This window comes from Micromonospora sp. DT4 (assembly GCF_049841675.1).
GTDB lineage: Bacteria > Actinomycetota > Actinomycetes > Mycobacteriales > Micromonosporaceae > Micromonospora.
Map to the genome: position 1 here is coordinate 71,374 of NZ_JBNCKT010000005.1, position 13,312 is coordinate 84,685.

Below are 13,312 nucleotides of genomic sequence, written 5' to 3' on the forward strand. Positions count from 1 at the left end.
CGGGCGGTCACGACGCCGGGCCCTGGTCGCCGGGGCGTACCCCCGGTGGGACCGACCGCGCGGCCTTGCGCACGGCGGCGGTCTCCTCCTTGGCCGGCTCACCGTTGGGGTCGTGCGCGGGCGGCGGCGGGACCGTCGCCATCCACTGGCCGAGGTGGTCCTTGTCGTGCAGCAGGTCCTTGATGTCGTACTCGGCGTACTCGAACTCCGGCGACCAGTAGAGCGCGTCGAACGGGCAGACCTCGATGCAGATGCCGCAGTACATGCAGAGCGAGAAGTCGATGTCGAACCGGTCGAGCACGTTGCGCTGGCGGGGGCGGGCGGCACCCGGCACCGCCACCTCCTCCTTGTGGGAGTCGATGTAGATGCACCAGTCCGGGCACTCACGGGCGCAGAGCATGCAGACCGTGCAGTTCTCTTCCGACAGCGCGATCACTCCGCGCGAGCGCGGCGGCAGCTCGGGGGCGACGTCCGGGTACTGCTGTGTGGTCGAGCGGCTGGTCATCGTCTTGAAGGTGACCGCCAGCCCCTTCACCAGGCCGGCGCCGGGCAGGCCGCGCTCGCTGGCGCCGCCGGCCGGATCGCCGTGCTCGCTGGGGTCGGTCATGTGGACCATCCTGCCCTGTGACCCCGGCGCGCGCGACCACCACCCACAGGTCCGAGACGGTACCGTGGTCGCGGGGAGAGCGATCGCACCTGGAAGGACCCGCCATGACCGCCGCGCTGCAGAGCGACTACCCGCCCGAGAGCGAGTGGACGACTGACGATCTGGACGCGCAGCCCGAGGATGGCCGTCGCCGGGAACTGCTCGATGGAGTGCTGCTGATGTCCCCCTCCCCCACCCGTACCCACCAGAGCATCGCCGGCCGGCTGATGGCCGCGCTCGACGAGGACTGCCCCGACGGCTACGACGTGACCCAGGCTGTCGAGGTACGGATCAACCGCACCCGTTCCTTCATCCCCGACGTGCTGATCACCACGGCCGCCGCGGCAGCTCGCGAGCCGTCGAGGTACGAGCCGCACGAGGTGGTCGTCGCCATCGAGATCGTCTCGCCGAGCACCCGTTCGATCGACCGGGTGCTCAAGCCGGCGCTGTACGCCCAGGCCGGCATCCCCTACTACTGGCGGATCGAGACCCTGGACGGCGACCTGGAGGTCGTGACCTACCGGATCGACGCGGTGAACGAGGTCTACACCGAGACCGGGCGGTGGACGAAGTTCGTCGACACCGGCGAGCCCTTCCCGATCAACCTGCCGATCAGTCGGATCACACCTCGGAGCCGCTGAGGCCACCGGCGGGCGGCACCATCTCGACGCCGAGCTGCTGAAGGAGCTGGAGCAACTCGTTGCAGCTCCACACCTCGATGATCCGCCCGGAGGTGTCGAAGCGCAGGAACGCCGCCCCGGAATAGCTGACCACCTGCCCGGTCGGCGGCACCGGGCCGAACTGCCCGGCGTGGGTGCCGGCAGCCCGCCAGTGCACGGCCACCCGCTCACCTGCGGCGACCACGTCGACGATCTTGTAGCGGAGGTCCGGGAAGGCCGCACGGCGCTCGCGGTGCCAGGCCAGCGTCGCCTCCGGGCCCGTCCCACTCAGCCCGGGGCACTCCTCGGCGATCAACTCGTACGCCGACTCCTCCCGGCGGGCGTTCCACACGTCGGCGATGAAGCGCCGGGCCGCCGTCTCCACATCCGTCATGACGGCAGGGTAGCCAAGAAAGATCCGCCATCGGCCCAGCACCGGCAGCGACCGAGGTTGGCCCGAGCCGAGCCGGAGCCGCCGATTTCGGCAAGGATGGGCGGTGAGGGCAACCGGAGCGGAGGGTAACGACGTGGCGGAGACAGGCGGGAAGTACGTCGAGCCGGGGAGCGAGTTCACCCGGGATCAGCGGTACATCGCCACACGGATCACTGCGGACGGGCGGGACGGGTACCCGGTGGAGCCGGGCCGGTACCGACTGGCGGTCAGCCGGGCCTGCCCGTGGGCCAACCGTCTGATCATCGTGCGGCGGCTGCTCGGCCTGGAGGACGCCATCTCGATGGCGGTGGCCGGCCCGACCCACGACGCCCGGAGCTGGACCTTCGACCTCGACCCGGACGGGCGCGACCCGGTGCTCGGCATCGAGCGCATCCAGGAGGCGTACTTCAAGCGCTTCCCCGGTTACGAGCGCGGCATCACCGTGCCGGCGATCGTGGACGTGCCGACCGGGCAGGTGGTGACCAACGACTTCGCGCAGATGAGCCTGGACCTGTCCACCGAGTGGACCGCGTACCACCGCGAGGGCGCCCCGCAGCTCTACCCCGAGCACCTGCGCGAGCAGATCGACGAGGTCAGCGCGGTGGTGTTCCGGGACGTCAACAACGGCGTGTACCGGTGCGGGTTCGCGGGCAGCCAGGAGGCGTACGACAAGGCGTACCACCGGCTGTTCGACCGGCTGGACTGGTTGACCGAGCGGCTGACCGACCAGCGGTACCTGGTCGGCGACACCATCACCGAGGCCGACGTGCGGCTGTTCACGACGTTGGTCCGCTTCGACCCGGTCTACCACGGGCACTTCAAGTGCAACCGGCAGAAGCTGAGCGAGATGCCGGTGCTGTGGGCGTACGCCCGGGACCTGTTCCAGACTCCCGGCTTCGGCGACACCATCGACTTCGACCACATCAAGCGGCACTACTACGAGGTGCACCGCGACATCAACCCGACCGGGATCGTGCCGCTCGGCCCCGACCTTTCCAACTGGCTGACCCCACACGACCGGGAGTCCCTGGGCGGCCGCCCCTTCGGCGACGGCACCCCACCCCCACCCCCCGCAGAGCCAGTAGACCCCGCCCACACCCCGCTGCGCTGAGCGTCCCACCTCGCGCCGGGCTACTCGCCAAGATCCGCGCAATATCAGGGCATCAGGGGTGTTGGTGTCTCCCGCCTGGCGGAGGCGGCAACGGCGGCAACGGCGGCAGCGATTCGTCTACGACATCAGCTCGAAAGCGGCTCTCGGGACCACCTCGAAGCGCCGCGCTGAGCGATCCGGCCCACCTCGCACCGGCTGATCGCGCGCGAGGCCCGGGCACTGTCGCGCGAGGTCAGAGGGCGATGCGGACGGCCGCCGTGAGGACCAGTTGGGCCAGGGAGGCGGGGACCAGGACCAGCCAGCAGAGGCGTTGGAGCTGGTCCTCGCGCAGGCGGGGGTAGGACACCCGCAGCCAGATGATCACGAAGGCCACAGCGAAGATCTTGAGCAGGGTCCAGAGCCAGCCGAGCTGGTCGTCGGCGAACGGGCCCTGCCAGCCGCCGAGGAACAGGACCGTGGTCAGCGCCGCGATCACCACGATGCCGACGTACTCGGCGAGCAGGAAGAAGGCGAACCGCAGCCCCGTGTACTCGGTCATGTAGCCGAAGACCAGCTCCGAGTCGGCCACCGGCATGTCGAACGGCGGCCGGCGGATCTCGGCCAGCCCGGCGACGAAGAAGATGATCATGGCGGGCGCCTGCCAGAGCAGCCACCAGGGCTGCCACGCCGCGACGATGCCGGACAGGCTCAGCGTGCCCGCCGCCATCGCCACCGACGCGGCGGCCAGCACCAGCGGCAGCTCGTAGCCGAGCAGCTGGGCGGCCCCGCGCAGCCCTCCGAGCAGGCTGTACTTGTTGGCCGACGCCCACGCCGACATGAGCACCGCCACCACACCGATGCCGACCACGGCCAGCACGAAGAACAGGCCGATGTCCAACGGTTGCCCGACCAGGTCATTCGGGCCGAGCGGGATGACCAGCAGCACCAGCAGGTAGGGCACCAACGCCACCGCGGGGGCCAGCCGGAACACCGCCCGGTCCGCCTCGCGTGGGGTGATGTCCTCCTTCTGCACGAACTTCACACCGTCCGCCACGAGCTGCGCCCAGCCGTGGAAGCCGCCCGCGTACATCGGGCCGAGCCGGCCCTGCATCTGCGCCATCACCTTGTGCTCGGCCTGGCCCACCAGCAACGGCAGGGTGAGGAACGCGACCACCACGGCGCCGATCCGGAGCACCAGCTCCACCCAGAGCGGCATCAGCGCGTACCCCCGTCGTCGTCGCTGTCGTCGCTCGCCGCCGGGTCCGCGACCGGTCCGGGCCGCGCGGACCCGGCCGGGCCGTCGCCGGTGCCGGCAGCCCGGGGAGTACGCGCCGGACGGGCCCCCGGCGCAGGCCGCGCTGGCCGCTCGCCGGCCGGTCGGGCCGGGGTACCGCCACGCGGCCCCTCCCCGACGCCACCCGCGCCGGCCGGGGTCGGCGTCGTCCCCCACTCACCCGGAGCGGGCACGCCCGGCGGGCGGATCGGTCGGCGGCCACCGCCGGCCTCCGACTCGCCCGGTTCCTTCGCGCCCGGCCAGGGCTTGGCCACCCGGGAGGCCAGCACGAACTCCTTGCGCAGCGGATTGCCCTCGAACTCCGGTGGCAACAGCAACGGTCGCAGCTCCCCGTGCCCGTCGAAGCCGATGCCGAACATCTCGTGGGTCTCCCGCTCGTGCCAGGCCGCACCCGGGTAGATGTCCACCACCGAGGCGACCGAGGGCGCGTCGCGGGGCACCCGGGTGCGCAGCAGCACGCCGTGCCGCAGCCGGGTCGACCAGAGGTGCGCGACCACGTCGAATCCGTCGGCCAACTCGTCGACCGCCGAGAGCCAGTCGAAGAAGTCGCAGGCCAACTCGCTGTCGTCGCGGGCGACGCGGACGGCGGCCGACCAGCTCGCCGGGGGTACGTCGACGGTGGCCCGGGCGAACCGCTGCCCGCCGGAGACCGACGCGGTCGCCTCGACCGGCGCGAGCAACGCGACCAGCCGAGCGCCGACCTCTTCTGACGTCATGCCGCTGATCCTAGGGTCTGTTTCATGAGGGCGGTCGAGCCGAGGCGGAGTCCGGGCGACGCCCGCGGTCCGCGACGGACCCGTGGTGATCTGCGCGGCTTTACCGGCGGCGGTCCCGTCGATGGGGAAAGATGAGGGCGTGCGCGCTGTGACGGTGAAACCCGGAGTCGCCAACTCGCTGAGCCTCACCGAGGACCAGCCGGAGCCGGTGCCCGAGGAGGGCGCTGTCCTGGTCGAGGCCCTGGCCGTGGGCATCTGCGGCACCGATCACGAGATCATCGCGGGCGCCTACGGCGAGGCGCCGCCGGGCGTGGACCGCCTGGTGATCGGGCACGAGTCGCTGGGCCGGGTGCTCGAGGACCCGACCGGCACACTCCAACCCGGCGACCTGGTGGCCGGTATCGTCCGGCATCCCGACCCGGTGCCCTGCCCCAACTGCGCTGTCGGCGAGTGGGACATGTGCCGCAACGGCCAGTACACCGAGCACGGCATCAAGGCGCTTCCCGGTTTCGCCCGCGACCGCTGGCGGATCGAGCCGCAGTTCGCGGTCGCTCTCGATCCGGCGTTGGCCCAGGTCGGTGTGCTGTTGGAGCCGACCAGCGTGGTGGCCAAGGCGTGGGACCACATCGAACGGATCGGGCACCGGGCCGAGTGGCAGCCGCAGACCGTCCTGGTGACCGGGGCCGGGCCGATCGGGCTGCTGGCCGCGCTGCTCGGCACCCAGCGCGGGCTCACCGTCCACGTGCTGGACCGGGCCACCGACGGGCCCAAGCCGGAGCTGGTCGCCGGGCTGGGGGCCACCTACCACGCGGTGCCGGTCAACGACCTGCCCTTCGAGCCGGACGTGGTGATCGAGTGCACCGGCGCGCCCAGCGTCGTCCTCGACGTCATGTGCAAGGCGGCGCCGAACGGGATCGTCTGCCTGGCCGGGGTGTCCAGCGGCGGTCGAAGCATCGACTTCGACGCGGGAGCGCTGAACCGGGCGCTGGTGCTGGAGAACAACGTGGTGTTCGGCTCGGTGAACGCCAACCGCCGGCACTGGAGCATGGCCGCTCAGGCGCTCTCCCGCGCCGATCAGGTCTGGCTCTCCTCCCTGATCACCAGGCGCGTGCCGGTGAACAGGTACGCCGACGCGTACACCGCCGGGCCGGACGACATCAAAGTGGTGCTGGAGTTCGCCTCCTAGCTAGATCCCCGGTAGCCGTCCGTTGCGGAACAGGTCCACGAAGAGCTGGTGATCCTGCCGGGCGCGCACCCCGTACACGTGCGCGAAGTCCACCAGGTGGGTGACGAACCCCTGCTCGTCGGCGTCCACGGCCGCGACGATCGCCTCCTCGGTGGAGTAGTCCACGAGGTCGTGGCTGGACTCGTCGTCGGCGACCGAGTGCATCCGGGCCACCGCCCGGCCGAGATCGGCCAGCACCCCGGTCAGCTCGTCCGGCTCGTTGACGTTGGACCAGTCCAGATCGGCGGCGTACGGGGAGACCTCGGCGACCAGTTGGCCCGCCCCGTCCAGCTCGGTGAAGCCCAGCCACGGATCGGCATGCGCCTGCAACGCCCGCTGCGACTCGGCGGTCCGGTGACCCTGGTGCTGGAAGTAGCCGGCCACCGACTCGTCGGTGCTGTAGCGGGCCACCGCCGGCACCTGCGCCTGCTTCATGTAGATCACCACGTCGTTCTCCAGCGCCTGGGTGTGCCCCTCCAGCAGCAGGTTGTACGACGGCAGCCCTGCCGAGCCGATGCCCACCCCCTTGCGCAGCACGACGTCCTTGATCCGCGCGGCTCCCGGACGCAGCCGGGCCGAGGCGGCGGGCAGGGTGCCCAGGTACTCCTCGAAGGCGGCGAGCACCTTGTCCTGGGTCGCGGCGTCGACCTCGAAGATGCCCTCGCCGACGGAGAAGCGCCGCTCGTAGTTGTCGACGGTGGTCTGCGCGGCGAGCAGGTCGACCCTCGTGTTGAGGCGGGCCTGCTGGAGCACCCGACGCAGCACCCCGTCGGCGTTGTCCAGGGTGATCGAGCCGATGGCGTCGTCCCCGCCGGCGGCGATCGCCCGCAGCTCGGTCAGGTAGGCGCGGGCGAAGCCGGTGACCAGCTCACCGATCACCGTGTCGGAGAGGGCCTTGCTGTAGCCGAGCAACGCCACGCTGGCCACGAACCGCCGCAGATCCCAGGTGAACGGCCCGACGTACGCCTCGTCGAAGTCGTTGACGTTGAACACCAGTTGCCCGGAGGCGTTCATGTACGTGCCGAAGTTCTCCGCGTGCAGGTCACCGTGGATCCACACCCGGCCGGTCCGCTCGTCGAGGAAGCGGTCGTCGGCGAAGTCACCGCGCTGGTCGGCGTAGAACAGGGCGGCGCTGCCCCGGTAGAAGGCGAACGGCGAGGCGGCCATCTTGCGGAACTTGCGGCGAAAGGCCGCCGGGTCGACCGCCATCGACGCGCCGAACTCCGCGCTGAGCACGTCGATGATGTGGGCGGACCGCTGGTCCCCTGAGCTGCTCATAGTGGGCAGGCTAGCTCGACGGGCCCACCGTCAGTCAACCCGCGGCGGGTGGGCGTACGGGTGGGGCGGTGAGGGAGTCGACGGAGCGTGGCGCGGCGGCCTCGCGGGGCGCGGCGTCCAGCGGCGCGGCGAGCAGATCCCGCTGCGGCACGCCGCCGATCCCGGACTGCTCGGCGGCGATCTTCTCTTGCAGGCGCAGGATGCCGTGCAGCAGCGCCTCCGGGCGGGGCGGGCAGCCGGGCACGTAGACGTCGACCGGGATGAGCTGGTCGACACCCTTGGTCACCGAGTACGAGTCCCAGTAGGGGCCGCCGCAGTTGGAGCAGGCGCCGAACGAGATGACGTACTTCGGCTCGGGCATCTGGTCGTAGAGCCGTTTGATGGCCGGGGCCATCTTGTCGGTCACCGTTCCGGAGACCACCATGAGGTCGGCCTGTCGAGGGCCGTGGGCGAACGGGATCACGCCGAGTCGGATGAAGTCGTGCCGGCCCATGCTGGTGGCGATGAACTCGATCGCGCAGCAGGCCAGGCCGAAGTTGAACACCCAGAGCGAGTAGCGGCGCCCCCAGTTCAGCACGAACCGGATCGGCTCACCGAGCACTGCCGGTAGCTGCACGGACGTCCCCTCTCCTCACCCCACAGTGAACCACAGCCGCTTGTCACGGACCGGACAGGCAAGCCCATCCGGTTCGACCGCAACCGGCGGGCGCAGCCGAGTGTGTGACCGGTGCTGGCGAACACGCCGCCTGCGGCCACCACGGGGAGGACGAGTGCTTGTGACGAGAGAAGTACGGGTGGGCGGACCGCCGCCCGACCCGCCGGGAAGCCCCGTCCCCGCGACTGCCGAACTGGTCTTCGACGACTTCTACCATGCCCACTTCCGAGCACTGGTGGTGCAGCTCACCGCGTACACCGGTGATCGTGGGCAGGCGCAGGACCTGGTTCAGGAGGCCTTCTGCCGGGCGTACGCCAACTGGGGCCGGCTCGCCCGGTACGACGATCCGCTGGCCTGGGTGCGCCGCGTCGCCTGGAACCTCGGCCACAACCGCTGGCGTCGGCTGCGGACCGCGCAGGCCTGGCTGCTGCGGCAGCGGGAGACACACGTCGCCGAGCCGAGCCCCGACCGGGTCGCCCTCCACACCGCGCTGGCCAAGTTGCCGCCGAAGCAGCGACGGGCCGTCGTGCTGCACTACCTCGCCGACCTGACGGTCGCCGAGATCGCCGCCGAGGAACGGGTCGCCGAGGGGACCGTCAAGTCCTGGCTGCACCGGGGCCGGGCGGCCCTCGCGACGCACCTGCGCGACACCACCGAGGAGGTGCGAGATGTCTGAGCAGGAGATCCTCGGCCTCGCCGAAGAGTTCGCCCACTATCGCCGTACCGTCCTGGCGGAGGTCGAGGTGCCCGGGCCCGCCGCCGTGCGGCGGACGGCATCCGGGCGCGGCCGTCGCCGGCTGGCCACCACCACCGCGACGGTGCTCGCGCTGTTCGGCGGAGCCGCCGTCGGGTACGCGGCGATGAGCGGCCCGGATCGCGAGCCGGGCCCGGTCGACCCCACGCCGACCATCTCCGCGTCGCCCACTCCGAGCGGCACGGCGAGCCCGGCCCCCAGCCCGTCCGTTACGAGCGGCAGCCCGACGGCCACCCCGCCGAGCGGGAAGATCAGCCGAGCCCAACTGCTGGGCGCGTCGGTGACCCTGCCCGCGTGGCGAGCCGGGCCCGGATGCCCCACGGTGGGCATCCGGCTCAGCGCTGACGACCGCGAGGGCGCCAACTGGCTGCTGGCGTTCGACCAGGGGGACGTCGACGGGGACGGCATGGTGGAGGCGGTGGCGCTGGTGCAGTGCGTGCTCGGCACCGGCGGACCCATGCAGGTGGTCGCCTTCGACCGCGACCAGCAGGGCAGGATCGTCACACTGGGTCGGGTGGTCGCGGCGAGCATCGACAAGCCGCAGTGGTTGATCGCCCTCGACGTGGTGGACGACGGCACCGTGCGGGTGCAGGTCGGCGACATCGCGCCCGGTGGTGGCTGGCCCGGTGAATGGTCACAGCGACAGTGGCGGGGCTACCGCTTCAAGGGCGGGTCCTTCGCGCAGGTCTCCGGGCCGACGAGCTTCGGGCCGAACCCGCACGACGTCAACCTCGTCGTCACCGCCACGAACCTCGTGCTGGCCGACGCGCCGGACGGCTCCCGGACCGGCACGATCACCGTACGCATCCGCAACGGGGGCAACGGACCCGCCACCTACGTGGCCCTGCGGCTCGGCCTGCCGGCGGCGGTCCGCCCGGACGGTGACGGCTGGGCGGCCTGCCGCGATGACCCGGCGAAGACCGGATCGCCGGTGACCTGCGACCTGAACAAACTCGGGGCCGGCAAGGAGGTCCGGCTCACGCTGGGCTTCCGGGTCGCCGCTGGCGCCACCGCCGGCACGGGGAAGGCCGACGTGGACGCACGCCCGATGAACGCGAGCTTCGACTTCGTGGAGGAGGTCTACGACCCGGACAACACGGTGGTGATCACCTACCGGTGAGCCGATCCGAACGGGACGGGACACGGCCGCGCTCATCGGGCATGGCCGTGTCGGCGTGCCAACCGTCGCGTCCCTCGCGCCGACTGTCGGATTCGCGGCCGTACCGGCCGCAACCGCGTACACCGCAATGGAGTGTTACCGGCGCCCGGGGCACCGCCGTTCACTCGCCCGAACCCCAGGTGGGGCGTTGCAGGAGACCAACGAACTCGACCAGCAACCGTTCGCGCAGCGCCGGCGGGGCGGCGTCGAGCAGCGTGTTCACGACCGCCATCCGATCCGGCAGGGACCCCGCACCGCTGGCGTCGGGCCCCCCGTTCAGACCCAGCCCGGCGGCCAGGCCGGCCACCACCTCCGGCGTCAGCGCCTCGGGGGTGAGGGCGCCGACCAGGGACGCCAACTCCGGGGGCAACCGTACCGGGCCGGCCGCCCGGGCCGCCGCCACGGCGGCGACCAGCTCCGGGCCGAACTCGGCCACCCGGGGCGCGACCGAGGCGGTCACCGTGAGGTGCACGCTGGCCGGCAGATCGGCGTACGACAACTGGGGCTGGGTGTGCCAGCCACGGGCGGTCAGCTCGTCGACCAGGACGAACAGGTCGGGGCCGCCCTTGGTGGCGGTGAAGCAGACCACTGTGGACTCCGGCTCGGCCATCAGCCGCAGCCCGTCGACGGCGCGGACCGCGTCGGCCAGGCCGGCGACCGCATCCCGGGTGGTGGCGGCCAGGCGCAGGTAGCCGGCGTCCCCGAGGTGCCGCAGGGTGGCGTACGCGGCGGCGATCGGCCCGCCCGATCGGGTGGACGCGATCACCGGGTTGATCATCGTGTACCCGGGCCAGTCGGCGTACGCGAAGTACTGCGGGGCGCGTCCCGCCGCGTCGCGGTGCAGCAGCACCGACACGCCCTTCGGCGCGTACGCGTACTTGTGCAGGTCGACCGAGATGGAGGTGACGCCGGGGACCGTGAAGTCGAACGCCGGCACCGGCGCGCCGAGCCGACGCAGGTACGGCAGGGTCCAGCCGCCGAAGCAGGCGTCGACGTGGCAGCGCACCCCGGCCTCGGCGGCCACGGCGGCGATCTCAGCCACCGGGTCCACCACCCCGTGCGCGTACGAGGGCGCGGAGCAGGCGACGAGTACCGTATCCGGCCCGATCGCGGCGGCCATCGCGGCGGGCTCGGGACGCAGCGTGTCCCGCGAGACCGGCACCAGGTCCAACGCCACCCGCAGGTAGTGCGCCGCCTTGGCGAACGCGGCGTGCGCGGTCGACGGCACCACGATCCGGGGCGCGGCGATCTCCGGGTGGGCGTCCCGGGCCGCCTTGACGGCGAGGATCAGCGACTCGGTGCCGCCGCTGGTGACGCTGCCGACGACGTCCGGCGCGGTCGTGCCCGGGCCACCGCCGAGCACCCGGCCGGCCGCGCCGACGAGCGCGTTCTCCATGGCCAGCAGGGACGGGAACGCGGTCGGTTCGAGCCCGTTGACGTGGGCGCTCTCCCGGTGGGCGGCGACGGCGAGGTCGTCGAGCCCCGGCACCGCCGGGTCGTAGACGTAGGCGAACAGCCGCCCACCGTGGGTGGGCCGGTCGGCCGCGCGCAGCCGCCGGACCTCGGCCAGCGCGACATCCGCGGGCACCCCGTCGCGGGACAGCGCGCCCGCCCCGAGAGTGTTCTCGTCAATCGTCAAGTCGTCGTGCCCTTCTCGAGGCGGCCCCCACCGCGACCTGCGGGTCCTGCGCGGCGGCGGCCAGGACGGCGGGGGTCAGGGTGTAGCGGCGCAGGAGCAGGATCGGGGGGCCCACCAGCAGGGCGGGCAGGACCGTGAAACCGAGCAGGACGCCCAGCCTGGCGGTGTCGGACTGGGCGGCGGCGGTTCCGGTGTCGGAGGAGACGTAGCCGGAGACCTGCAACACGAGGCCGTAGATGCCGGGGCCGAGAGCCAGGCCGAACGTCTCCCCGGCGGTCCACAGGCCGGTGAAGACACCCGCCTGCCGGCGGCCGGTACGTGCCGTGTCGTACGCGATGCAGTCGGGGAGCATCGCCAGCGCGAACACCTGCTGCCCGGCGTACCCGACGCCGAGCACCGCGACCACCAGGTACACGAGGACCGGGGGCAGCACCGGGGCGGCGGCCAGGGCGAGCGCCCCGGCGGCGAGGATCAGCCCGGCGACGACGAGGGCGGCCCGCTTGCCCAGCCGCGCGCCGGCACGGGCCCAGAGCGGCATCACCAACAGCGCCGGTCCGACGAAGCAGGCGAAGAGCAGCGTCGGCCCGTTCCGGTCGTCGCGCAGAATCTGCCCGGCGAAGTAGTTGACCCCGGCGAGGATGGTCGCCACCCCCGCGGACTGCACCACGAAGCAGATCAGCAGTGCCCGGAACGGCCGGTTGGCGGCGGCCACCGCGAGCTGGGCGCGCAGCGTCGGCTCGCTGGCACCGGCCACACCGGCGGGTGCGGACCGGGTGCCGAGGAACGCGCCGAGCGCGCCGACGACGATGAGCGCCGCCACGAACAGGCCCATCCAGCGGTGTCCGGGCACGCCTTCGCCGCCGGCGGTCACCACCAGGGGAGCGACCGCGCCGGAGATCAGGATGGCCAGCGCCAGCGCGGCGATCCGCCAGGTCATCAGCCGGGTACGTTCCGCGTAGTCGTCGGTCATCTCGGCGGGCATCGCCATGTACGGCACCTGGAAGAAGGCGAACGCGGTGGCGGTGGCCAGGAAGGCGAGCGCCACGTACGTCGCGGCGGCCGGCCCGTTGTCGAACGGCGCCGCGAAGATGGACGCGAAGAGCACGGCGAGCGCGAGACCGGCGACGAGCAGGTACGGACGGCGTGCGCCCCAGCGCGACCGGGTGCGGTCGGAGATCCGGCCGGCGACCGGGTTCACCAGCACGTCCCAGGCCTTCGGCAGCAGCACCAGCAGGGCTGCCACCCCGGCGGCGACGCCGAGCGTGTCGGTCAGGTACGGCAGCAGCAGCAGGCCAGGCACGGTGCCGAACGCGCCGGTGGCGAGCGAGCCGAGCGCGTATCCGACGTGCACCGGGCGGGGCAGCCGACCGGTGGCGGGAAGGCCGGCGGCACCCGGCGGCTGGTTCATGGGGCCGAATGTTACTCACGTTCTGTGGGGGGTCACATCCCCTCCTCGGGCGACCAACCCGCCGCCGCGACGTCCACACCCTCGCCACGCAACGGCGCCCCCTCGGACCGCAGCCGGGCCCGCGCCTCGCGCTCGTGCCCCGGTGGCAGCCGGCCACCCGCGGTCACCACCCGGTGCCAGGGCACCGAGCCACCGTGCCGGGCCATGATGGTGCCCACCAGTCGCGCGGAGGAGCGACCCGAACGTTCGGCCAGCGCGTCGGCGATCGCCCCGTACGACATCACCCGACCCTCCGGAATCCGCTCCACCAGGTCCAGCACCGCCTCGACGTACTCGTCAGGAGTCACAATCGGCCA

The 13,312-nt window shown here is 72.2% G+C and carries 14 protein-coding genes; 5 read left to right on the forward strand and 9 right to left on the reverse strand.

Annotated features, from left to right (window positions below; genetic code table 11):
- Positions 1-7: 7 nt before the first annotated feature.
- Positions 8-616, reverse strand: coding sequence for a NuoI/complex I 23 kDa subunit family protein (locus ACLQ24_RS03540; RefSeq protein WP_425888952.1), 609 nt, complete (start codon positions 614-616; stop codon positions 8-10).
- Positions 617-711: 95 nt separating this feature from the next.
- Here ACLQ24_RS03540 and ACLQ24_RS03545 point away from each other — a divergent pair, with 95 nt between their 5' ends.
- Positions 712-1,287: a Uma2 family endonuclease gene (locus tag ACLQ24_RS03545; RefSeq protein ID WP_425888953.1), complete on the forward strand. Its 576-nt coding sequence runs from the start codon at positions 712-714 to the stop codon at positions 1,285-1,287.
- On the opposite strand, the gene ACLQ24_RS03550 is transcribed toward ACLQ24_RS03545, so the two are convergent.
- On the reverse strand, positions 1,268-1,699 hold the full coding sequence (locus ACLQ24_RS03550) for an ester cyclase (RefSeq protein ID WP_425888954.1): 432 nt from the start codon (positions 1,697-1,699) through the stop codon (positions 1,268-1,270). The two genes, ACLQ24_RS03545 and ACLQ24_RS03550, sit on opposite strands and share 20 nt — an antisense overlap.
- Positions 1,700-1,802: 103 nt before the next feature.
- On the opposite strand from ACLQ24_RS03550, the gene ACLQ24_RS03555 reads away from it, so the two are divergent.
- Positions 1,803-2,849 (forward strand): glutathione S-transferase family protein, encoded by a 1,047-nt coding sequence (locus ACLQ24_RS03555; RefSeq protein WP_425888955.1) that lies wholly within the window; start codon positions 1,803-1,805, stop codon positions 2,847-2,849.
- Between the two features lie 232 nt (positions 2,850-3,081).
- Here ACLQ24_RS03555 and ACLQ24_RS03560 read toward each other — a convergent pair whose 3' ends face one another.
- Both ACLQ24_RS03560 and ACLQ24_RS03565 read right to left on the reverse strand, forming a co-directional pair.
- On the reverse strand, positions 3,082-4,044 hold the full coding sequence (locus ACLQ24_RS03560) for a complex I subunit 1/NuoH family protein (protein WP_425888956.1): 963 nt from the start codon (positions 4,042-4,044) through the stop codon (positions 3,082-3,084).
- Entirely contained in the window at positions 4,044-4,838 is a 795-nt protein-coding gene (locus tag ACLQ24_RS03565) for an NADH-quinone oxidoreductase subunit C (protein ID WP_425888957.1), read from the reverse strand. The genes ACLQ24_RS03560 and ACLQ24_RS03565 overlap by 1 nt, the downstream gene beginning before the upstream one ends.
- Before the next feature lie 139 nt (positions 4,839-4,977).
- Here ACLQ24_RS03565 and ACLQ24_RS03570 point away from each other — a divergent pair, with 139 nt between their 5' ends.
- The gene (locus tag ACLQ24_RS03570) at positions 4,978-6,024 is read left to right on the forward strand and encodes a glucose 1-dehydrogenase (protein ID WP_425888958.1); all 1,047 of its coding nucleotides are present in this window, start codon (positions 4,978-4,980) and stop codon (positions 6,022-6,024) included.
- Here the strand turns inward: ACLQ24_RS03570 and ACLQ24_RS03575 are convergent, their stop codons facing one another.
- Together ACLQ24_RS03575 and ACLQ24_RS03580 are read right to left on the reverse strand one after the other, a co-directional pair.
- On the reverse strand, positions 6,025-7,341 hold the full coding sequence (locus ACLQ24_RS03575; protein ID WP_425888959.1) for a DUF2252 domain-containing protein: 1,317 nt from the start codon (positions 7,339-7,341) through the stop codon (positions 6,025-6,027).
- Between the two features lie 34 nt (positions 7,342-7,375).
- Positions 7,376-7,957, reverse strand: a complete 582-nt coding sequence (locus ACLQ24_RS03580) for an NADH-quinone oxidoreductase subunit B (RefSeq protein WP_425888960.1) — start codon at positions 7,955-7,957, stop codon at positions 7,376-7,378.
- Positions 7,958-8,135: 178 nt separating this feature from the next.
- On the opposite strand from ACLQ24_RS03580, the gene ACLQ24_RS03585 reads away from it, so the two are divergent.
- A complete protein-coding gene (locus tag ACLQ24_RS03585; RefSeq protein WP_425888961.1) occupies positions 8,136-8,672 on the forward strand; it encodes a SigE family RNA polymerase sigma factor in 537 nt (178 codons plus the stop codon).
- A complete protein-coding gene (locus ACLQ24_RS03590) occupies positions 8,665-9,870 on the forward strand; it encodes a hypothetical protein (RefSeq protein ID WP_425888962.1) in 1,206 nt (401 codons plus the stop codon). The genes ACLQ24_RS03585 and ACLQ24_RS03590 overlap by 8 nt, the downstream gene beginning before the upstream one ends.
- A 160-nt stretch (positions 9,871-10,030) precedes the next feature.
- Here the strand turns inward: ACLQ24_RS03590 and ACLQ24_RS03595 are convergent, their stop codons facing one another.
- The 3 genes from ACLQ24_RS03595 to ACLQ24_RS03605 are packed head-to-tail and all read right to left on the reverse strand — an operon-like array spanning position 10,031 to position 13,303.
- The gene (locus tag ACLQ24_RS03595) at positions 10,031-11,542 is read right to left on the reverse strand and encodes a pyridoxal phosphate-dependent decarboxylase family protein (protein WP_425889006.1); all 1,512 of its coding nucleotides are present in this window, start codon (positions 11,540-11,542) and stop codon (positions 10,031-10,033) included.
- Positions 11,538-12,956, reverse strand: coding sequence for an MFS transporter (locus tag ACLQ24_RS03600; protein ID WP_425888963.1), 1,419 nt, complete (start codon positions 12,954-12,956; stop codon positions 11,538-11,540). The genes ACLQ24_RS03595 and ACLQ24_RS03600 overlap by 5 nt, the downstream gene beginning before the upstream one ends.
- A gap of 32 nt (positions 12,957-12,988) precedes the next feature.
- Positions 12,989-13,303, reverse strand: a complete 315-nt coding sequence (locus ACLQ24_RS03605) for an MGMT family protein (RefSeq protein WP_425888964.1) — start codon at positions 13,301-13,303, stop codon at positions 12,989-12,991.
- Positions 13,304-13,312: the final 9 nt, after the last annotated feature.

What these genes read in the sequence shown, in the direction of transcription:
- ACLQ24_RS03590 (WP_425888962.1), top strand. Translation starts at nt 8,665, where the DNA reads ATGTCTGAGCAGGAGATCCTCGGCCTCGCCGAAGAGTTCGCCCACTAT.
- ACLQ24_RS03565 (WP_425888957.1), bottom strand. Translation starts at nt 4,838, where the DNA reads ATGACGTCAGAAGAGGTCGGCGCTCGGCTGGTCGCGTTGCTCGCGCCG.
- ACLQ24_RS03560 (WP_425888956.1), bottom strand. Translation starts at nt 4,044, where the DNA reads ATGCCGCTCTGGGTGGAGCTGGTGCTCCGGATCGGCGCCGTGGTGGTC.
- ACLQ24_RS03550 (WP_425888954.1), bottom strand. Translation starts at nt 1,699, where the DNA reads ATGACGGATGTGGAGACGGCGGCCCGGCGCTTCATCGCCGACGTGTGG.
- ACLQ24_RS03600 (WP_425888963.1), bottom strand. Translation starts at nt 12,956, where the DNA reads ATGAACCAGCCGCCGGGTGCCGCCGGCCTTCCCGCCACCGGTCGGCTG.
- ACLQ24_RS03540 (WP_425888952.1), bottom strand. Translation starts at nt 616, where the DNA reads ATGGTCCACATGACCGACCCCAGCGAGCACGGCGATCCGGCCGGCGGC.
- ACLQ24_RS03545 (WP_425888953.1), top strand. Translation starts at nt 712, where the DNA reads ATGACCGCCGCGCTGCAGAGCGACTACCCGCCCGAGAGCGAGTGGACG.
- ACLQ24_RS03575 (WP_425888959.1), bottom strand. Translation starts at nt 7,341, where the DNA reads ATGAGCAGCTCAGGGGACCAGCGGTCCGCCCACATCATCGACGTGCTC.